The sequence below is a fragment of the Desulfitobacterium sp. PCE1 genome (assembly GCF_000384015.1).
Lineage (GTDB): Bacteria > Bacillota > Desulfitobacteriia > Desulfitobacteriales > Desulfitobacteriaceae > Desulfitobacterium > Desulfitobacterium dehalogenans.
On record NZ_KB913023.1, the window covers coordinates 2,114,632 to 2,133,260 of the forward strand.

At 43.8% G+C, this 18,629-nt stretch carries 20 protein-coding genes; 16 read left to right on the forward strand and 4 right to left on the reverse strand.

The window, feature by feature from the left end; all coding sequences use genetic code 11:
• Position 1: 1 nt before the first annotated feature.
• The 3 genes from DESPCE1_RS0110515 to DESPCE1_RS24000 all read left to right on the forward strand — a co-directional run bounded on the left by DESPCE1_RS0110515 (position 2) and on the right by DESPCE1_RS24000 (position 2,089).
• Complete coding sequence (locus tag DESPCE1_RS0110515) at positions 2-1,306, forward strand: (Fe-S)-binding protein (protein ID WP_019850452.1); 1,305 nt, start codon at positions 2-4, stop codon at positions 1,304-1,306.
• Between the two features lie 12 nt (positions 1,307-1,318).
• Positions 1,319-1,741, forward strand: a complete 423-nt coding sequence (locus DESPCE1_RS0110520; protein ID WP_019850453.1) for a hypothetical protein — start codon at positions 1,319-1,321, stop codon at positions 1,739-1,741.
• A 213-nt stretch (positions 1,742-1,954) separates the two neighbouring features.
• Positions 1,955-2,089, forward strand: coding sequence for a hypothetical protein (locus tag DESPCE1_RS24000; protein ID WP_019850454.1), 135 nt, complete (start codon positions 1,955-1,957; stop codon positions 2,087-2,089).
• A gap of 49 nt (positions 2,090-2,138) precedes the next feature.
• Here DESPCE1_RS24000 and DESPCE1_RS0110530 read toward each other — a convergent pair whose 3' ends face one another.
• Positions 2,139-3,014: a radical SAM protein gene (locus DESPCE1_RS0110530; RefSeq protein ID WP_019850455.1), complete on the reverse strand. Its 876-nt coding sequence runs from the start codon at positions 3,012-3,014 to the stop codon at positions 2,139-2,141.
• Positions 3,015-3,282: 268 nt separating this feature from the next.
• On the opposite strand from DESPCE1_RS0110530, the gene DESPCE1_RS0110535 reads away from it, so the two are divergent.
• From DESPCE1_RS0110535 to DESPCE1_RS0110560, 6 genes are all read left to right on the forward strand, one after another.
• Positions 3,283-3,912, forward strand: a complete 630-nt coding sequence (locus DESPCE1_RS0110535) for a TetR/AcrR family transcriptional regulator (RefSeq protein ID WP_014793981.1) — start codon at positions 3,283-3,285, stop codon at positions 3,910-3,912.
• Positions 3,899-4,678, forward strand: coding sequence for an ABC transporter ATP-binding protein (locus DESPCE1_RS0110540; protein ID WP_019850456.1), 780 nt, complete (start codon positions 3,899-3,901; stop codon positions 4,676-4,678). The genes DESPCE1_RS0110535 and DESPCE1_RS0110540 overlap by 14 nt, the downstream gene beginning before the upstream one ends.
• A complete protein-coding gene (locus DESPCE1_RS0110545; RefSeq protein WP_019850457.1) occupies positions 4,669-5,424 on the forward strand; it encodes an ABC transporter permease in 756 nt (251 codons plus the stop codon). The genes DESPCE1_RS0110540 and DESPCE1_RS0110545 overlap by 10 nt, the downstream gene beginning before the upstream one ends.
• Before the next feature lie 118 nt (positions 5,425-5,542).
• Positions 5,543-6,517 (forward strand): ABC transporter substrate-binding protein, encoded by a 975-nt coding sequence (locus tag DESPCE1_RS0110550; RefSeq protein ID WP_019850458.1) that lies wholly within the window; start codon positions 5,543-5,545, stop codon positions 6,515-6,517.
• 100 nt (positions 6,518-6,617) lie between these two features.
• Positions 6,618-7,268 (forward strand): carbonic anhydrase, encoded by a 651-nt coding sequence (locus DESPCE1_RS0110555; RefSeq protein WP_014793985.1) that lies wholly within the window; start codon positions 6,618-6,620, stop codon positions 7,266-7,268.
• A gap of 30 nt (positions 7,269-7,298) precedes the next feature.
• Positions 7,299-7,571: a hypothetical protein gene (locus tag DESPCE1_RS0110560; RefSeq protein WP_172637653.1), complete on the forward strand. Its 273-nt coding sequence runs from the start codon at positions 7,299-7,301 to the stop codon at positions 7,569-7,571.
• Positions 7,572-7,710: 139 nt separating this feature from the next.
• Here DESPCE1_RS0110560 and DESPCE1_RS0110565 read toward each other — a convergent pair whose 3' ends face one another.
• On the reverse strand, positions 7,711-8,883 hold the full coding sequence (locus DESPCE1_RS0110565) for a TraB/GumN family protein (protein ID WP_014793987.1): 1,173 nt from the start codon (positions 8,881-8,883) through the stop codon (positions 7,711-7,713).
• A 187-nt stretch (positions 8,884-9,070) separates the two neighbouring features.
• On the opposite strand from DESPCE1_RS0110565, the gene DESPCE1_RS0110570 reads away from it, so the two are divergent.
• From DESPCE1_RS0110570 to DESPCE1_RS0110595, 6 genes are all read left to right on the forward strand, one after another.
• A complete protein-coding gene (locus tag DESPCE1_RS0110570) occupies positions 9,071-9,679 on the forward strand; it encodes a hypothetical protein (protein ID WP_014793988.1) in 609 nt (202 codons plus the stop codon).
• 103 nt (positions 9,680-9,782) lie between these two features.
• Complete coding sequence (locus DESPCE1_RS0110575; protein WP_014793989.1) at positions 9,783-10,007, forward strand: DUF1858 domain-containing protein; 225 nt, start codon at positions 9,783-9,785, stop codon at positions 10,005-10,007.
• Positions 10,008-10,018: 11 nt separating this feature from the next.
• The gene (locus tag DESPCE1_RS0110580) at positions 10,019-11,260 is read left to right on the forward strand and encodes a DUF438 domain-containing protein (RefSeq protein ID WP_019850460.1); all 1,242 of its coding nucleotides are present in this window, start codon (positions 10,019-10,021) and stop codon (positions 11,258-11,260) included.
• 218 nt (positions 11,261-11,478) lie between these two features.
• The gene (zupT, locus tag DESPCE1_RS0110585) at positions 11,479-12,255 is read left to right on the forward strand and encodes a zinc transporter ZupT (protein WP_019850461.1); all 777 of its coding nucleotides are present in this window, start codon (positions 11,479-11,481) and stop codon (positions 12,253-12,255) included.
• Positions 12,256-12,444: 189 nt separating this feature from the next.
• Positions 12,445-13,173, forward strand: coding sequence for a DUF421 domain-containing protein (locus DESPCE1_RS0110590; RefSeq protein WP_019850462.1), 729 nt, complete (start codon positions 12,445-12,447; stop codon positions 13,171-13,173).
• 13 nt (positions 13,174-13,186) lie between these two features.
• On the forward strand, positions 13,187-13,552 hold the full coding sequence (locus DESPCE1_RS0110595) for a DUF4363 family protein (protein ID WP_014793993.1): 366 nt from the start codon (positions 13,187-13,189) through the stop codon (positions 13,550-13,552).
• Positions 13,553-13,614: 62 nt separating this feature from the next.
• On the opposite strand, the gene DESPCE1_RS0110600 is transcribed toward DESPCE1_RS0110595, so the two are convergent.
• Entirely contained in the window at positions 13,615-15,273 is a 1,659-nt protein-coding gene (locus DESPCE1_RS0110600; RefSeq protein WP_014793994.1) for an L-lactate permease, read from the reverse strand.
• A 438-nt stretch (positions 15,274-15,711) separates the two neighbouring features.
• On the opposite strand from DESPCE1_RS0110600, the gene DESPCE1_RS21860 reads away from it, so the two are divergent.
• Entirely contained in the window at positions 15,712-15,915 is a 204-nt protein-coding gene (locus tag DESPCE1_RS21860) for a hypothetical protein (protein WP_019850463.1), read from the forward strand.
• Positions 15,916-16,078: 163 nt separating this feature from the next.
• Here DESPCE1_RS21860 and DESPCE1_RS0110610 read toward each other — a convergent pair whose 3' ends face one another.
• A complete protein-coding gene (locus DESPCE1_RS0110610; RefSeq protein WP_019850464.1) occupies positions 16,079-18,616 on the reverse strand; it encodes a cell wall-binding repeat-containing protein in 2,538 nt (845 codons plus the stop codon).
• Between the last annotated feature and the right edge of the window lie 13 nt (positions 18,617-18,629).

Below are 18,629 nucleotides of genomic sequence, written 5' to 3' on the forward strand. Positions count from 1 at the left end.
GATGCAATCTGCGTACCATTTAAACTTTGCGGAAGAACTTAAGAAATGCGTCAAATGCGGGACCTGTCGCGCCCATTGCCCCCTCTTTGCCGAGATTAAGGGAGAATATGGCGCTCCCCGAGGAAGACTGGCTCTCATTAAGCAACTTCAGGAGGGCAAGATTAAGCCCACCCCGGAGTTAGCGGAGATTGTCTATACATGCCTGCTCTGCAAGACCTGCGCCGTAGAATGTCCCTCCGGTGTGATCACCGATGAGATTATCATGGCTTCCCGCAATTATCTCCATGAAGTGATGAGACAGCCTGCTATGAAAGGAGCACTGCTCAAAGGATTCTTAACCCGTCCGGGGCTGCTTTATGCCAGCATGTCCTTAGCCGGGCTTTATCAAAAAGCAGGCTTACACTGCGCTCTAAGTAAGACGAAGCTTTTTGATCTCCTTCCCAAGAAGTTAAATGCTTGTGCAAAGATAATGCCGGATGTGAATAAAAAACCGGCTCGTTCGCGTATTCCCGTGGTAACCCCAGCCCAAGGGGAAAAGAGATTTAGAGTTGCATATTTCTTAGGTTGTGCCACCAACCATATCTATCCGGATGTTCCTGTGGCAGGAGTAAAGGTGTTGAGCTATAACGGGTGTGAAGTCGTTACAGTGGAAGGGGTAAAATGTTGTGGAATGCCTCATATGGCTTATGGCGAATTAGCTACGGCAAAAGAGATGGCGAAGCACAACATGGAGATTCTATTCAAAGAAGATTATGACGCGATTATATCTGACTGTGCATCCTGTTCCTCAACCTTTAAAGAGCTGTATCCTCATCTTTTTTCGGAAGGGGAATACGAATATGAAATGGCCAGGCAGTTGTCTGCAAAGACTTGGGATCTCAGTCAATTCCTTGTGAAGAAAACGGGAATCCGACCTGGTAAAAAAGAACGTAAGATTAGAGTGACTTACCATGATCCTTGCCATCTCAAAAGGGCACAAAAAATATTCAAGGAACCGCGGGAAGTCCTCACCCAAATTCCAGGTGTAGAATTTGTAGAAATGAAAAATGCAGACCGCTGCTGTGGCTCCGCCGGAAGCTTTACAGTGATGCATCATGACCTGTCCATGAAAGTCTTAGAAAAAAAGATTAACGCCGCCCTGGCTGTTAATCCGGATTTTGTCGCAACGTCCTGCCCGACCTGCACTATGCAATTAGGTTATGGACTGAAGCAAGCCGGCTCTGATGTTCAAGTCGTCCATCCTGTACAAATTTTAGTTGAAGCCTATGCCGCTGATGAGAGTATTTCTTTTCAAGCTTTCGAATGAGGAGGGAGTTGTATGGCGAAAGAGATCTATTCACCGGTAGTGATTCGGCCTAAAGAGGTCGACTATGCTATAAAGTTAATGCTCACTGCTACAGCTCTAGGGGCCTTGGTCGGATATCTTAATATCCCTACTGCTCCGGGTCAAGACTATTTTCAAGCTTATATTTACCTTATATTCCTAGGTGTTCTGATTAATATATATTTTGTATATCATGTTTCCCAGAATAAAGACTGGGCACGTAAATTTTATATCATCTTAACCCTGGTCACCTTCCTCGTTTATTTGCCTCAATTGCTTGCTGTTTTTGTTATGACCCCTTTAAATGGATTGCTGCAGTTTATCGATATGTCTATCCAAGTTTTAGCGGTTTACTTTCTCATGCGTCAAGAATCTAAAAATTGGTTTCTCCTCATCAAAAAAGGAAAGCGGCTTTAGCACTATAGGAGATATTTAGCACAATAAAGTGCGTTTACACATCAATTGGATAGTTGTATTAACTTTCGAATAATACAGATTATAGGGAACTGCCTGACATTTTTAGGCAGTCTTTTTTATTGCCGCAAATGGTGATACTATTTATATAGAATTACAACTGTCGCAGCTTAAACAGTAAAATGCTTATAGAATACAACTCAGGGAGATGATAGTATGGTTATCTTTAGCGGTCTGATGTTTATAGGGATATCAATAGGGCTTATTGCAGTAAAATATAAAGAAGCCTATATCGGGTTAATAGAAAACAGAACCGATAATCTTCAAACCCCTTCTGTATTGATGGAATAACCCTAAAAAATCCTAGCAAAAGCAGCATGCCTTGCTAGGATTTTTATTTTTAGAGCCCTCGCCAGTATTCCGGCCTTAAGGCTTCTTCTCGATTGTCCTCGATGACTTCCTTTAAGGTGGATAAAAGCACCTCTTTATCATGGGGAAGATGGGCCTTGAGAGGGAGGTAGTTGGAAGCATGATTGCTGCGGAACAAGCAATCCTTTAAGTTTAAGCCTTGAACCATGAGTTCCAGCTCGATCAGACTTTCCCATTTGCTGAGAAGGGTAAATTCGCCGGATTGTATCTTTTGGGTGAGGGGAGCATCCGGTGCCAGCATGAGGGTGAGAGCTCCCAGGTAGTGGGGATCAATAGCACTGATGACTTTTCCGGTCTCAACGGCATGTTCTTGGGAATGTTCTTTGCCCCCAAGCCCCAAAATAATGGTACAGGATAATTTCAGCCCGCTGGCCACAATTCTTTGACCAGCATTGATCATTTCCTCAGGGGTGACTCCTTTATGGATAAGGTTAAGGATCGTCCCGCTGCCGCTTTCCACCCCCAGATAGACGATGCTCAACCCTTGCTCCTTAAGCAGGGCAAGTTCTTCGGGGCTTTTTTCCAGGATATCCTTGGGCCCTCCGTAAATACCTACCCGTTTCAGGCGGGGAAAACGCTGATAAAGTGTTTGCAGGACTTTAGCCAATACATCTGTTTCAATGGCCAGTGCATCACCATCGGCGAGGAAAATTCGTTCTGTATGGGGATAGGCCCTATATCCGGCATCAATAAGGGTCATAATCTCCTCAATACTGCGGATACGAAAGCTTTTTCCTTTGTACATACTGCAAAATGTACATTGATTATGGCGGCAGCCAAGAGTGACTTGCAGAATCAGGCTGGAAGCCTCACTGGGAGGACGAAAAACAGCTCCTTCATAAATCATAAAGCACCTCCGATAACCCTTTGGTTTTCCTTTATTAATTAGGTGTCTCCTTGATAAATCCTTTTCTAATTATTTTAAACTGTAGTTTGTTTGGTGTTTCCAATGATATCGCAGGTATTCTAAATCAACTTATGTTTACTACTTGACTGGAAAAATAATAAAGAGTACAATTTGTCCAGAAATTGAATCCTAGTTCAGTTTATGGACATTTTTGTACTGGTAGGTAAGCTGCGTTTTCGGGGTTTTCATTATAAAAAGGGAGTTAGTTATGGTTTACAATAAAACGGATAAAGTCCTTGAGAAACAAGAATTGCGTCGGAAAAGGATAATCAAAGCCGCGAAGGAAATCCTATCTGAAGAGGAAGAGATCGGCAAGGTTTCCATTAAGTCCATCGCCAAACGGGCCGGAATCGCTACGGGGACTTTTTATCTTTATTTTACCGATAAAGAGTCCCTGGTGGACATGATTGTTAAAGAGATCTATGCGGAATTATTGGCAAAAATCAAGCAGGAACGGGCTCAGTACAGCAATACCTTTGACAAGCTGCAAGCCTCCATGGAAGTTTGTATTCACTTGTTTTTGAAAGAGAAGTACTTAGCCAAAATCCTTCTGGAACAGTTTCCGCAGATCCATACGGCATTGAACACTAAATACGCAGATATTGAAGAAGATTTGATCCGCTTGACTAAGGTTGATTTGGATGAGCTCATGGAGGAGCATTTGATTCCCTGGCAGGATACCCAGGTCACCGCTACAGCCTTTGTGGGAACCTTTCGTGAAGTCATTCTCTCCTGGATTGGCAAGGGTGAACCCAAGGATATTGATTTGGCCTATAAGACGCTCATTGATTACAACATGCGCGGGATTGGGAGATTTAAAGTTAATGAAGAAGGATAAAGGTATGGATTATTTAGCAATTGAATCATTAAATGTGGTCTATTCCCAGCACGGTCAATTAACCCCCGCCCTGAAGGATGTCAACTTAAATCTTCCCAAGGGACAAATAGGAGCCATTATTGGTCCCTCCGGGTGTGGCAAAAGTACCCTTTTAAGTGTGGTGGCAGGCCTGAATAAGAACTATCAGGGAAACGTTCTTTTAAAAGGCGCTCCCCCCAAAGAAAGCAACGAGGTTGCTTTGATTTTGCAGGAATACGGACTTTTGCCCTGGAAAACGGTATGGGATAATGTCAGACTGGGTTTGCAGATAAAAGGAATAAAGGTTGCTCAAGCCGCTCAACGTACAGAAGAGATTCTCAAGCAGTTAGGCTTGCTGCATCTACGGAAGCGTTTTCCTATTCAATTAAGCGGGGGGCAAAGGCAAAGGGTGGCTATTGCACGTTCTTTGGTGCTTAGTCCGGAACTTCTCCTTATGGATGAGCCCTTTTCTTCACTGGATGCCCTGACCCGGGAAGAGATGCAGGATTTGGTTCTCAATGTCTGGCAGGAGACGGGGCTTACTATCCTGATTATTACACATAATATTGAGGAAGCCGTGTTTTTAGGCCATAAGATTTTCGTCATGTCCCCTTGTCCAGGAACCATTACCCAAGAGATCCACAATCCTTTAGCAGGGGATTATGAAGCCCGGGGAAAAATGGAGTTTCTTAAGGTATGCAACACTTTGCGCTTAAGCCTGCGTGGGAGGTGTGAGGCATGCCTTTAAAATCCTTCACCTCCAAACTGTTGGCCACCCTTGTAACAGTAATCCTCATCGGATTTGTTTGGCAGATACTGTCCATGCTTCTTCAGACCGTGGCCTTCCCCCCTCCCATGGAAGCCCTCCAATCCTTTGGGGAATTGTTTTTTAGCGACCTTATGCCCCATTTGCGGGTGAGCCTTTATCGGGTGGGAATCAGCTTGATTGTGGCTGCTGTTTTAGGAATCCCTCTTGGCTTATTTTTAGGAAAGAACAAACGGGCCGATGACTTGTCCGCTCCTTTTCTTTACCTGACTTTTCCCGTACCTAAAGTGGTATTCCTGCCGCTCTTTCTTATTTTACTGGGAATTGGCGATGTTTCTAAAATTGTCATGATTACCTTGATTGTCTTCTATCAGATTGTTGTGACGACAAGGGATGCTGCACGTAATGTGCAGCATGAATATGTCCTCTCCGTGGAGTCCTTGCGGGCCTCAACCCTGGAGCTTTATAGGCATGTTTATTTTCCGGCCTGCCTTCCGTCCATTCTGACCTCACTAAAACTGGGCTTAGGAACGGCAATGGCCATCCTTTTCTTAGTGGAGACTTATGCGACTCAAGAGGGGATTGGCTATTTTATCATGAATTCCTGGAGCAGTTTAGCCTATGAAAAAATGTTTGCCGGGATCATCGCCATGGGTTTAATGGGATTCTTTATCTATCTTCTGCTCGATACCTGCGAAAAGTTCTTCTGCTCTTGGGTTAATCCATAACAATAGGGATAACCTAATTCTATTAAAAAACTATTGACACTTATAAAAAAAGAGAGTTTAATAGAAATCAAGAAATGAACTTAAGTTCATATTTTGAAATAAGCAGGAGGAAAATCTAATGGGTCGTAAATCCTTTTTCAGCTTTTTGTTGACCTTGGTTCTTGTCTTATCCCTGGTCACAGGATGCGGACAACAGAATACCGCCAACCCGGGAAACCCCCAATCAACGAACAAATTAACCATCGGGTCCATGAATATTGAAGAAAATCTGCCTATATTGGTTGCTCAGCAAAATGGCTATTTTGCTGAACAGAATCTGGAGGTCCAATTAATTCCTTTCCAGAGCCCGGTGGAGTTGCAAAGTGCTTTTCAGACGGGACAGCTGGATGGTATGATTACGGATATCATGATTGCCGCTTTGCTTAAAAGCTCGGGAGAAGATCTGCGGGTTACTTCTATAGCCCTTGGCGCAACACCGGAGGAAGGACGTTTTGCCATTATAGCCTCACCCGCCAGCAATGTTAAGACCGTTTCCGACTTAAAAGGAAAAAGTATCGGCATCTCCAACAATTCCATTATTGAATACGTTACAGATAAGCTCCTTTTAGAAGGAGGAGTCAATCCATCGGAAGTCAATAAGACGACGGTTGCGAAACTCCCTCTGCGTGTGGAAATGCTCTTGAGCAATCAGATCGATGCTATTGTGGTACCGGATCCTCAGATATCCTACGTGGTTTCGGAAGGTGCCAAAATCATTGCGGAAGACACTAAAGGGGAGAATCTTTCTCAATCGGTGACCATTGTCCGCAGTAACACCCTCAACGAGAAGAAAGATGCCTTAAACCGTTATTATCAAGCCTATACCAAAGGGGTTCAGGCTATCAATGCCTCACCGGATCAGTATAAGGAGCTTCTGGTTAAGAATGTGAACATACCAGAAAGCATCGCCGCATCCTACAAGGTCCAGCATTACTCTGAACCACAGCTTCCTGAAGAAAAGGACGTCAATAAGGTTCTGGACTGGCTTCAAGAAAAAGGACTGCTCAAAAATCCTGTAGACTATCCGAGCTTTGTCCAGTCAGGATTATACTAAAGTATATAGACCATAGCAGCTAAAAACAAAGCGGCGTACACGCTTTGTTTTTAGTTTTTTACACCTGCAATAGAATCATAGTATAATGTGTTAAGGGAGAGTGATCGATACGGAAAAACTATTGAAAGGGATCGTGAATTTCCGCAATGGGGATTTCGAGACTCATAAGCAACTTTTTAATGAATTGAAGGACAACCAAAAACCACATACCCTTTTTATTACCTGTTCAGATTCCCGCATCGATCCCAGTATGATTACGGGAACCTTGCCCGGAGAGCTGTTCATTGTACGCAACGTAGCTAATATTGTTCCCCCTTATCGGGAAACAACAGAATATGTAAGCACTACTTCAGCCATAGAGTATGCCGTACAAATGCTGGGAGTGGAGAACATCATCGTCTGCGGACATTCAAACTGCGGAGGTTGTTCAGCCAGTTTAAATGCACCGCATAAACTGGAAGAGCTGCCCCACACTAAAAAGTGGCTGGAGCTTATGGAATCTGTAAGAAATAGAGTCCTTACAGAATTCCCGGAGGATGAACCAAGGGTCCGCGAATGGATGATGGAGCAGATCAATGTGGTGGAGCAATTGCGGCATTTAATGACCTACCCGTATATTTATGAGAAGGTCATGGGCAGGCAGCTTCTCCTTAGCGGCTGGCACTATATGATCGAAACCGGCGAAGTTTTTATTTATGATCGCCAGGTCGGAGAGTTCCGCTTGGCTAATGGAAGTGAAACTGGTTATTGATAAAGGTTGGAGCGAAGGAACGTGATAGGGATGATCATTGGTTTTGGATTCGGGAATCCTATACAAAGCATACTTATGCTTCTCTTGACCTCATTGATAAGTTATATGATTTTTAAGACTATACGCCATCGCCAACGCAGAAATCCAGATCCCTATGAGGAAAGGGAAAGGCGCCGCCAATATTACTATGAACAACGTCAACGGGCCAGAGACTATGCCCGGGAATTTGATCTCACGGATGAGGAAATTGAAAGACGTTTAGATGAAGAATATGAAGAAAGCCAAGAACCACGCCATCCATAGTAGAAGGCGGTTCTTGGCTTTCGCTGTTTAATAGGCCGGTTCTATCCTCGAGAGGATGAGTCAAGTTTCCTTTATCCTCGAGAGGATAAGTCAACTAAACTTCAGGCGGAGTCACAACTCCACCTGAAGTAAGTTTCCTTTATAGATTCTGGAAAAATAAACGGGCAATATCCGCTCCACCAATAAAGGTGCCCATGGAGCTGCCGATATTGGCAAAAACGACGGTGAGGAGGATCCTCGTCACTTTATTATTCCAAAAGCCTTTGACGCTGAGAATATCTTCGGAAAGGTTCTCAAAATCCCTGACATTAGGACGTTTGAAATAGGCTTGGACCAACCCTGCAAACCAGCCGGCGGCGATGAGGGGATGCAAGGCCGCAATGGGGGCGGCAAGAAATGCCGTCACGATTGCCAGGGGATGACCAAAGGCCAGAGTAGTTCCTAAGGCAGAGAGAGAGCCCGTCCACAGAACCCAACTCAGGGTCTGTTGAATTCCCGCATCAGGATTGGAGTAAAAGGTATAAGCAATGATGGCGATAATCAGGGCAGGTATGGACCAACCGATAATTTTGGGGACAATAGATTTGGGAGGGAGCTCAGTTAAAGCCTTCAAATCATGTTCTTTATGGATTTCTTCTCTGATACCCGGAACATGAGCCGCTCCTAATACTGCTACGACTTTATCTCCAGGAGCTTCTTTGATTTTTTGGGACAAATATTGATCCCGCTCATCGATCAATGGGGTTTTAAGCTTGGGAAAGCTTTCTGTGAAATCCTTGAGCATACCATTGAGCATATCCTGAGATTTTAATTTTTCCAATTCTTCTTCGGAGATGGATTCATCATCAAAGATACTGAGGATAATTTCCATGAGAAGCTTGCATTTTCCCCAGAAGCCAACATTATGCCATATTCTGGAGAAGGTGATTTGAATATTACGATCAGCAAGTACCAAGTCGGCTCCCACTTCTTTGGCAGATTCAATCCCTTGCAGCATTTCCTGCCCGGCGTTGGTGCCAAATTCCTTGGCTAAACGCTTTTGGAAGGAGGAAATCGCCAAGTTCATTAAAAGCAGGGTCGCCTTCTTTTCCTTAATGATTTTAAAGATATCAGTTTCTTTCCATTGTTCCCCTTCGACAATGGACTTATAGCGTTGATCGTCCAGCTCAATACAGACGGAGTCGGGTTTTTCTGCTTCAATCACTTCTTTAACCAAATCGGCACTTTGCTTGGACACATGGGCAGTACCAATTAAGATAATTTCCTTGCCATCTAGGGTCAAGCGAGTCAAGTTTTCGTTCTCTATGGTCATAGATACCTTCCTTTTGTGTCTAGCTCGACAAATTAAGTTATTGCCTATCATTATACAACTCTTATTGTATCCTTTATAGAGCAAATTGTAAAAGAAAAGTGCGGGAATTATAACCCTATGCAAGGGAAACATAGTATTGAGATAATATGCTTGCCATCGTATGGAGCTATGCTAAAGGAGAAGAGGAATGAATAAGACTGGCAAATTTACGGTTGTGATTGCGCTGATCTTTGAGATGACTGTCCTTATCAATGGGATTTCGGCATTATGGGGAAAGCAGTGGGAGGATCTGGGTCTCTCGGCTTTGGCAATGGCCCTCCTAATCCTACCATTTTTACTCAACTATCTTGCCAATCGGGCGGAATTAAAGCTTCCGCCAGGATTTCTCTTGACCGGGGTTGTTTTCATTTTTCTTGCTCAATATTTCGGGGAGATCAGGAAGTTTTATCAAATGCTATGGTGGTGGGATATTTTTCTTCATGGAGCTTTTGGGGTTCTCTCTGTTCTATTTGCTTTGTATATTATGCAATCTAATTTTAAAAAAGTGAGCCAACTATCGGATTCAAGGTTCACTCTGTTTTTAGCGATACTTTCACTATGTTTTTCCATCGCTTGCAGTGCTCTTTGGGAAATGTTTGAGTTTACGGGAGATATTCTATTGCCGGTGAAAATGGTGAAAGGAGGCCTAGAGGACACTATGTCCGATCTGCTTAGCGGATCATTGACGGCTTTAATCACAGCAGCCGGTTATTATTTCATATGGAGGTTTCTTCATAGGGAAAAGACCAAGATCTAAAGTATGATTTTAGCGACTAGGCAAAAAATATCTAAATGTATGAGTGAAATCACAGATCGAATCGCTGCTAAGCCTTATGCTGGTCTTGTAGGAGAGTGATGCTATGAAAACCATCGATTTATCAAAGACCGTCTACGAAATATGCTCCGCAAACCCGGAAGCGGTGGCAATCATGAAAGAACTGGGCTTTAAGGATATCACCAATCCAGGAATGCTTAATACAGCCGGACGTTTTATGACCGTACCAAAGGGTGCGGCTATGAAAAAGATCAGCATGGAATATATAAAAGAGGTCTTTGCGCAAAATGGTTATGAAATTATTGAATAGGAGTGAATAGTATGAGTGAACTGATCAATAATCGCGGATATCGTCAAAAAGTATTAAAAGAGCTCATTATGGAATTGCACAACGGTCAACCTGTAGAAGAAGTAAAAGAACGTTTTGGTCAACTGATTGAAGGCCTTGCCGCAACGGAAATCTCCCAGATGGAACAAGCCCTCATTCAGGAAGGGATGCCGGTGGAGGAGATCCAGCGCCTCTGTGATGTCCATGCAGCTGTTCTGGGGACCTCCGTCCAGCAAATTCATACAGCGGATAAAGGTGAAGAGCAAGGGGGACATCCTGTCCATACTTTTCAATTGGAAAATCAGGCATTGGAAGCTTTATTGAAAAATGTCATTACTCCTGAATTAGAACGCTATGAAGCCAGCAGTGATCGGGAAGCTTTGGAAACTTTAAGCGCAGCTTTCCAGAGCTTGTGGGAAATCGACAAACACTATAGCCGTAAGGAAAATCTCCTCTTCCCCATCATGGAAAAACACGGAATTACAGCACCCCCTAAAGTCATGTGGGGAGTAGATGATGAAATCCGGGCAGTCATTAAAGAAACCCGTAAACTTCTGAGCAGTGAACCTCCCAATAAAGAGGAGATCCTGGAAAAAGCTAAAGAAGCAGTAACCCGGGTTCCTGAGATGATCTTTAAAGAAGAAAACATTCTTTTCCCCATGATTTTGGAGACATTTTCTGAAGATGAGTGGACTGCTATTGCTGAAGCCGGCCGTGAGATCGGCTATTGTCTGATTGATGAGCCCCAAAGAGTATGGAAGCCAAGCCATGTTCAAGGTCAGGGCAATGCTCGGAATGACGGTCAACAGGATCATAGATCCATTCAAGATGGATATGTAGAGCTTGACGCCGGAAAATTGCTTCCAGAAGAGATCAACGCAATGATGAACACCTTGCCTTTCGATATAACCTTTGTCGGCAGTGACGGCACTGTAAAATACTTCACTCAGGGAAAAGAGCGGATCTTCGCTCGTGCTAAAACCGTACTGGGACGCAGAGTAGAAAACTGCCATCCCCCCGCCAGCGTTCATGTGGTTGAAAAAGTGGTGGAAGAGCTTAGGTCCGGTAAGAAAGACCATGAAGATTTTTGGATTAAAATGGGGGATAAATATGTCTTGATTCGCTATTATGCAGTACGGAATGCAGAGGGTGAATATCTGGGAATTATGGAAATTTCCCAGGATATCAAGGATATTCAAGCGATTACCGGGGAGAAGCGGTTATTATCAGAATAAATGTCTTGAAAATGGCTGCCCTTTATGGAGTATGGGCAGCCATTTCTTGACTACTCTGCCCTGAAAAAGGGCCGGAAGTCAATTCTCCAGGATTTATGAATGGCTACTCTGTAACACTGTTTAACCAGGATTGAGCGTAGAAAATCCTGTATCCTAATGATATAATAGACCTTACACTAGTTAAGCTACGAACTATTTTAGGATTTAGGAGAATAACAATGCTTGACGAACGCGCATTGATTGCACTTTTATTGTCCTTCATTGCAGGGATGGCTACCTTATTAGGGGCTTTAATCATCTTTATCACTAAATCAAAAAACGAAAAGATCCTGTCAGCTTCTCTGGGCTTTGCTGCCGGGGTGATGCTTTCCGTCTCGTTTTTGGATTTATGGACTCAGAGCCAACAGTCCTTAATTCTATACATGGGACAAAAAAGGGGCTTGGTTCTTTCTGTAGCCTTTTTATTGTGCGGAATTCTCTTTGCTTTGGGTATCGACCACTTTGTTCCTCACGAAGAGCCTGACCCCAACGAAAAGGATAAGCCTCATCAGAATCTATATCGCGTGGGGTTTGTTTCCATGCTGGCTATCATGTTTCATAATTTCCCGGAAGGGATAGCTACCTTCAGTGCCGGTTATGAGGATTTAGCCATGGGTATTTCCATAGCGGTCGCTATTAGTATGCATAATATACCTGAAGGGATTACCGTGGCTATGCCCATATATTATGCTACAGGAAAAAAGAAAGACGCTTTTAAATACACTTTACTATCGGGGATGGCGGAGCCCTTAGGTGCCTTACTGGCTTTTTTGGTACTTCGTCCCTTCATCAACGGCTTTAACTTAGGGGCAATTTTCGCCATCGTGGCCGGAATTATGATTTATATTGCCATTGAAGAACTCATTCCCTCTTCCCGGCAATACGGACACCCTCGCCTGGCCTTGTTCGCTACATTTGCCGGAATTATCATCATGCCTCTCAGTCATATCTTTTAGTTCCATATGAATAAGTGTCATTTACCCATAGTGAAGCTGTCCCCCCTAAGCTCAGGCCTAGGGGGTTTTTAGATTTCCCGCGACTATAAGATAAAAAGATTATTATTTCTGATCAATAAATTAGAGAATAAAACAGCGCTAATGAATGGATAATAAGGGGTAAGTAATGAACATGTCGAGGGTGAAAAAATGAGTGAGGGTTTAGTTGTTGTTGTACGTTCGCTGATCGGGTTCTTTTCCCTGTTTATTTTTGCGAGAATTATTGGCAAATCTCAAATCAGTCAGCTGACTTTTTTTGATTATGTACTGGGGATTACGATTGGCTCCATGGCGGCTTCGTTAGCAACCGATCTGTCCAGCAGAGCGTGGCCCCATTGGGTGGCCTTGATAACATGGGCTGCTCTGGGATACATCATGGAAAAGATTACGGTGAAATGGCTTTATGCAGCTAAAGTTTTAGAGGGGGAGCCGGTCATCGTCATTATGAACGGTAAGATTATGGAAAATGTGTTAAGAAAGATGAACTATCGTGTAACCGAGATTATGGGACTTCTCCGCAACAAAGGAATTTTCGATGCCAATCAAGTGGATTTTGCCATACTGGAACCTAATGGCCAGCTCTCTGTATTGCAAAAGCCGGAGTATCTGCCTTTAACTCCTAAGGATATGAAGATGAAAGCTTCTTTTTCAGGCATTAGTTCTGAACTGATCTATGATGGTATAATTATTGAGCAAAATTTAAGGCAGCTTAAAAAAGATGAAAAATGGCTTCGTAAAGAGTTGAAAAAACAAGGGATAAAGGATGTATCGGAAGTGTTTTTTGCCTCCCTGAATCCCGCGGGCAGCCTTTATGTCGATCTTTATGAGGACCGCTTACAAAATCCTGTGGACATAGGGGATTATAAAGGACCTTACTAAGGAGAGAAAATTAATGAGAAAGTTTTTAGTGATTGGTATGCCGATAATTACCATTGCGTTCTTTGTTCTCATAATGCAAAGCGGAAATTATTTGAAAAATCCACTTGGAAATGAAATGGGGATACCGGAAAGGATAGAGCAGATTATCCAAGAAATCCAAACAGAAAATTGGGATTCAGCCAAGAATCATTGGGATAATTTATCTAAGGACTGGGATAAAGTCGTTAAGCGTGTCCAGTTTAGTGCGGAACGCAATGAGATCAATGATTTCACCGTAAGTATTGCCCGCTTAAGAGGAGCGATAGAGGCCCAGGATAAATCCAGCGGTCTGCAGTTGCTCTATGAGGCCTATGAACACTGGGAAGATCTTGGGAAATAAAAATGCCCTTCTGAGCTAGTAAGCCAGAAGGGCATTTTGTTTCATCTAATCCTTAGGAGGGATTAGCCACCGCTGGTAATGACGGGCATCAGCCCAGGTGTAAGATAGGCTTCCAGGAAGATAATCACCATAACGATAAGCAAAAGATAAACGGAATACTTGGCCGTTTTACGGAAGATTTCATTTTCTTTGCCAATCAATCCCGTCGCAGCACAGGCAATAGCAATGGATTGAGGGGAAATGAGTTTACCCATAGACCCCCCCAGCAAGTTTGCCGTGACGGTCAGAACCGGGTTCATACCAAGCTGAGTAGCGGTAACTTTTTGCAGCATTCCAAACAGGGCACCTGAAGAGGTCACGGATCCGGTAAGGAATACACCAAGCCATCCGAGAACCGGAGAGAAGAAGGGGAAAAGCATACCCGTCGAGGCAAAGGCTAAGCCAAGGGTAAAGGACATTCCGGAATAATTGGCCAACCAGGCAAGACCGAGGACGGACATAACTGTAATCAGGGAAAAAGCTAATTGTTTCATGGTTTTCCCAAAAACTTTGACGGCGGTAGAAGGAGATATTCTCAAAATAAACAGGGTGATGATAGCCGAGATGAGCATTGCCGTTCCAGCATAACCAAAAATATCCCATTTATAGCTGGCGGCATAGATCGTGGGTTCGGAGACTATGGGAGCGGCTTGCATAACAAAGCCGTGAAGACCCGGCCATTCTTTAATATTGATGAACCATTGGAGATCATTTGCGACAAAGCTCTTAAACTGGGGGGTTCCCCAGATTCCCATTAAAATCATGAGTACGAGATAAGGAGACCATGCTTTAAAGATCTGCCCGCCGGAGTACTGATGCTGAGCTACTTTGGGAACCTCCGGATCATTTTCAAAACGCCATAGGGTTTTGGGTCTCCAAACTCTAATGAAAAATGCCGTGGCGACTATGGAAACAACGGAACCGACTACGCTGGGCAGCATAGGACCATTAAATTTGGCCAGAAAATAGAAGGGGATGGCAAAACTCAGTCCACTCACAAGGGCTGCTGGAAGGACTTCTTTGGTCGCTTTCCAACCACATAGAACAAGAAGCATGGCAATGGGGATAATAATACAGAATAAGGACATATTGATAGCTAATCCATGAGCCAGTACAGCATCACTCATCGAGGTTACCTTGCCCATTGTAATAGTAGGCGTTCCCACAGGACCAAAGGGTACAGGAGGAACATTGGCAACCAAGCAGATTACAGCTGCCGGTAAAGCCGGGAAACCCAGACCGATAAGTATAGCGGCAGCTACAGCGACAGGAGCACCTTGACCGGCGGCCCCTTCCATGAAAGCAGAGAAGGAAAAGGCAATGAGCAGGGCTTGTAGACGTCGGTCGCTGGATAAGGAGGCAATAGAACCTTTGATGACATCAAAAGCCCCCGCCTCAACTGTCAGGTTATAAAAGAAGACAGCCGTAATAATGATCCAGCCAATAGGAAATAAACCATTCATAATACCAAGAATCGTAGCGGAGAACGCCACACTAACAGGCATGTCATAAAGGAGCACTACATCCACAAAGGCAATGATAAGAGTCAAAACACCGGCAATATGGCCCTTCATCTTCTTAATGGCCAACGCCCAGAAGAGGAAGAATATTGGGATAGCAACGACAAGGGCTGTTAGAAATAAATTGTCCCCAAGGGCAGTATAGTTTTGAGTCCATGTCATAAAGGATCCGCCTCCATCTTCTTCTATTCAGTTTTCATTAAAAAGAAAACACCTATGGTCCCATACACAGCCCTCCTTTGTTTTGATAGACCTTATCCGCAATTTAAGGATAAGCGAAGAAAATTAGGGTAAAGACTTGTAATTAGACGAAAGTGTTCGTTTTATAGTCATATGGCTGAATGGTCATACCATTAAAAGAAAGTGTACTCTTTCACTATTATTTTATATTTTTCCTGCTCATAGTCAATATAATTGTATCGACAATAATTCTATAATTATATAAAATTATCAATATTTCGACAGACAATTCACTATTACTACCTAAAACTCTTTATGGAAATTTGTGTGTATTCAAAACAATTCATGCGTATGGTATTATAGGAATGAAGTTTAATTTAATATGAATGATAAAGTTAACATAGGAAGGAACTTTTAGGTATGATGATAAAATCAAGAGACGCTAAAGATTTAATGGATAGTTTAATACCAATGGGAATGATTTTTGGCTGTGCTATTGGTGTAATTATTGGCATGTTTTTCAAACCAAGCTTTCTAGTATTTACAATTGCTTTAGGAACTGGAATAGGCTATCTATTTGGAGTCGCTGCTTTTGGAATTTATAGTAAGAAAGGAAAGTCATAGTTTGAGAAGATGAATAACAGAACTATATATACCTTAGAAGCATGCTAAATACAGCATGCTTCTTTTTGTCCAATCGATTGATCAATATAGTCAATAAAACATAAGCCCATGGAATGCCAGGTTCCATGGGCTTATCTAAAGGTCTGGAGCTTTTGAGCCTTATTTAATCCTTAGGTATAGGGGTAGTGAAATAACCATAGATTCCTTGGAAAATACCTGCCGCTACATTTTGGCGGAACGTTGGATTTTGGAGCCGCGCCTCTTCATAGGGATTGGATATGAAGGCTGTCTCGACAAGAATCGCTGGAATCTTTGTATTGCTTAAAACGTAAAATCCTAATTGCTTTACCCCCCGGTCTTTGGTGTTGATCGTGCTGATGAGGGAAGTGCGGACATTGCTGGCAAGATGAAGACTTTCGCCATTCTTGGGATTCGCCGATGAATAATAGACCGAGGTACCACTTACTTCAGAATTAGTAAAGGAATCATTGTGAATACTGATAAAAAGGTCGGCATTACAGGAATTGGCCAGAGCCACACGGGCCTTAAGATCCTCTAATTCCGTATATACCGGAGCAGTAGAGGGTGAACGGTCATCTTCGCGGGTCATCAGTACTTCCGCTCCCGCTTGAGTCAGGATATCTTTTAAAGCAAGGGCGATGGGTAAGGTGTTATTTTTCTCGTGGGTTTTGGATGGCCCCGAAGCCCCGGGATCCGGTCCGCCATGACCAGGGTCGATCATAATCACTTTTCCAGCTAAAGCGTACTCAGGAATACCGGCAAAAGGATCCACCAGGACTTCCTGGGAAGGATCATAATCGGTGTTGGCAGGCGGGGTAGGGTCTTCCGGGTTATTAGGTTCCTCTTCTTGTGGAGGCTCTTCGCTCTTGATTTCAGAAGGCAGGGCGGGGAATTCCCTCAAATTCTCCTTATATTTAGAAGATGCTTTGCCTTCAATAATGGACTGAGCCGTTGAACTAATTACTCCTGAACCACCTAAGATATAGACTGTCCCATTAACACTTAAATCTATGGTTATCTCAGGAAGAGTCTCTTTACTGGGGGGATTTGGGTTGGTATCAGGGTTTTTAGCAGTGGAGTCCTCTGGTGTATCGTCCTTGATATTTTCCACAATATCGACATACTCAGCGGATACCCAGCCGGTATGGGATTCAAAACTTATTTTGTACCACCCGTTTTGCTCTTCATTGATTTCAAAAAGGGTGTCCACCGGAACTGTCGTTATTTTTTCTCCGGTGGAGGAAGGGGAAGTTCTAAGGTTCAGACCATTGGCAGCTGTGATGATGCCATTTTTTTTGGCAGGTGGAGAGATTAATGATACATATTCTGCGGAAATCCAGCCTGTCTTGGATTCATAAGTGGTTTGGTACCAGCCGCTTTGTTCAGCGAGGATCTGAATGGTTGCGTTTTTAGGAATAGTCACTAATTTATCCCCGGTAGAGGAAGGATTATTTCTCAGGTTCAGGCCATTGTCGGCGGTAATCATTCCTTCGAGTTTTTTCGGCTCAGCAGGCGGCTTTGCAGGCTGGTTATCTGAATCCGATGAATTGATAAGGGTTAGATAGTCTGCAGCAACCCAACCGGCCTGGGAATCATAAGTGGTCTTATACCAGCCCTCTTGTTCCTCAAGCAGGGGGACTGTTGTTCCTTGGGGGATGGTAACAATCTTTGCTCCGGAGGAGGAGGGGCTTTCACGAAGGTTCAGTCCGCCGGAGGGTGTGATTTTCCCTTGCTTGGGCTGGGTCGCTGGAGTTTCCGGGCTCTGACGAGGGGGCTCCACTTTCATGTGTTCACGCATGTATGTATAAACAGGGGCTGGGATATCTTCTTTTTCGCTCAATAAAAGAGGAGCCTTATATTTTGCAGCCAGAACGGTTCCTGCTACCGCATCAGGAAAAGTAATACCCGATGCTAAGAAGAGATCGTCGGTTTCATAGGAATCCTTCACGAAAGAAATGACGGCAGCGTTGGTCTCATAACGATTCTGGCCGCCGAGGCGGGTTTCTATAGAAAAACCATGATTCGTAAGCCCCTCAGAAGGTATGGCATTCTCTCCGCCAATGACAATAAGTTGACTGGGTTGGGTTTCTTTCAGATAATTCAGGACGGATTCCGGCGTTTTTTTCGAAGTGAGGATGATGGGAATCTGCTTTATCCCGGCAAAACTTGCCGCCGATAAGGCATCAGGAAAGTCATCCCCATTGGCAAGGATAACGGTATCATTGGGAACCCGCTGGGCAAGGTGGATGGAGGTTTCGTAACGGTTTTGACCACCGATTCGTTCCACCGTGATCGGAAAATCGAATTTTCCCAAGTCCTCTTCAATGGTGGGTTTAAGCACTCCTGTTCCTCCAAGGAGGATCACCTTGCTTGGCTGCAGGCGTTTGATCTCGTCCCGAACCCTTGAATCCAAAGCGGTACCTTGGGTAAGAAGGATCGGAGCATTTAGACTAGCGGCAAAGGGAGTGGAGGCAATAGAGTCCGGGAAATCAGCATACTCGCAAAGAATTACAGTATCAGCTGAGGTCCAGCCCTTTTCAGATATACTTAGGGCTGTTCCAACCCGATCCTGGCCGGATAGTCGCTCTATCGGATAAGCCAAAGGGCTGGCGTAGACGCTTATAGAAGCACTTACCACAAGGGTAAATGAAGCAATTAGAGTAAAAATTACCTTTTTCACTATTTCATCCTTT

Coding starts and splice junctions, on each gene's coding strand:
- DESPCE1_RS0110575 (WP_014793989.1), top strand. CDS start 9,783: ATGAAAACCATCGATTTATCAAAGACCGTCTACGAAATATGCTCCGCA.
- DESPCE1_RS0110520 (WP_019850453.1), top strand. CDS start 1,319: ATGGCGAAAGAGATCTATTCACCGGTAGTGATTCGGCCTAAAGAGGTC.
- DESPCE1_RS0110595 (WP_014793993.1), top strand. CDS start 13,187: ATGAGAAAGTTTTTAGTGATTGGTATGCCGATAATTACCATTGCGTTC.
- zupT (WP_019850461.1), top strand. CDS start 11,479: ATGCTTGACGAACGCGCATTGATTGCACTTTTATTGTCCTTCATTGCA.
- DESPCE1_RS0110530 (WP_019850455.1), bottom strand. CDS start 3,014: ATGATTTATGAAGGAGCTGTTTTTCGTCCTCCCAGTGAGGCTTCCAGC.
- DESPCE1_RS0110600 (WP_014793994.1), bottom strand. CDS start 15,273: ATGACATGGACTCAAAACTATACTGCCCTTGGGGACAATTTATTTCTA.
- DESPCE1_RS0110535 (WP_014793981.1), top strand. CDS start 3,283: ATGGTTTACAATAAAACGGATAAAGTCCTTGAGAAACAAGAATTGCGT.
- DESPCE1_RS24000 (WP_019850454.1), top strand. CDS start 1,955: ATGGTTATCTTTAGCGGTCTGATGTTTATAGGGATATCAATAGGGCTT.
- DESPCE1_RS0110515 (WP_019850452.1), top strand. CDS start 2: ATGCAATCTGCGTACCATTTAAACTTTGCGGAAGAACTTAAGAAATGC.
- DESPCE1_RS0110540 (WP_019850456.1), top strand. CDS start 3,899: ATGAAGAAGGATAAAGGTATGGATTATTTAGCAATTGAATCATTAAAT.
- DESPCE1_RS0110550 (WP_019850458.1), top strand. CDS start 5,543: ATGGGTCGTAAATCCTTTTTCAGCTTTTTGTTGACCTTGGTTCTTGTC.
- DESPCE1_RS0110590 (WP_019850462.1), top strand. CDS start 12,445: ATGAGTGAGGGTTTAGTTGTTGTTGTACGTTCGCTGATCGGGTTCTTT.
- DESPCE1_RS0110570 (WP_014793988.1), top strand. CDS start 9,071: ATGAATAAGACTGGCAAATTTACGGTTGTGATTGCGCTGATCTTTGAG.
- DESPCE1_RS0110580 (WP_019850460.1), top strand. CDS start 10,019: ATGAGTGAACTGATCAATAATCGCGGATATCGTCAAAAAGTATTAAAA.
- DESPCE1_RS0110545 (WP_019850457.1), top strand. CDS start 4,669: ATGCCTTTAAAATCCTTCACCTCCAAACTGTTGGCCACCCTTGTAACA.
- DESPCE1_RS21860 (WP_019850463.1), top strand. CDS start 15,712: ATGATGATAAAATCAAGAGACGCTAAAGATTTAATGGATAGTTTAATA.
- DESPCE1_RS0110560 (WP_172637653.1), top strand. CDS start 7,299: ATGATCATTGGTTTTGGATTCGGGAATCCTATACAAAGCATACTTATG.
- DESPCE1_RS0110565 (WP_014793987.1), bottom strand. CDS start 8,883: ATGACCATAGAGAACGAAAACTTGACTCGCTTGACCCTAGATGGCAAG.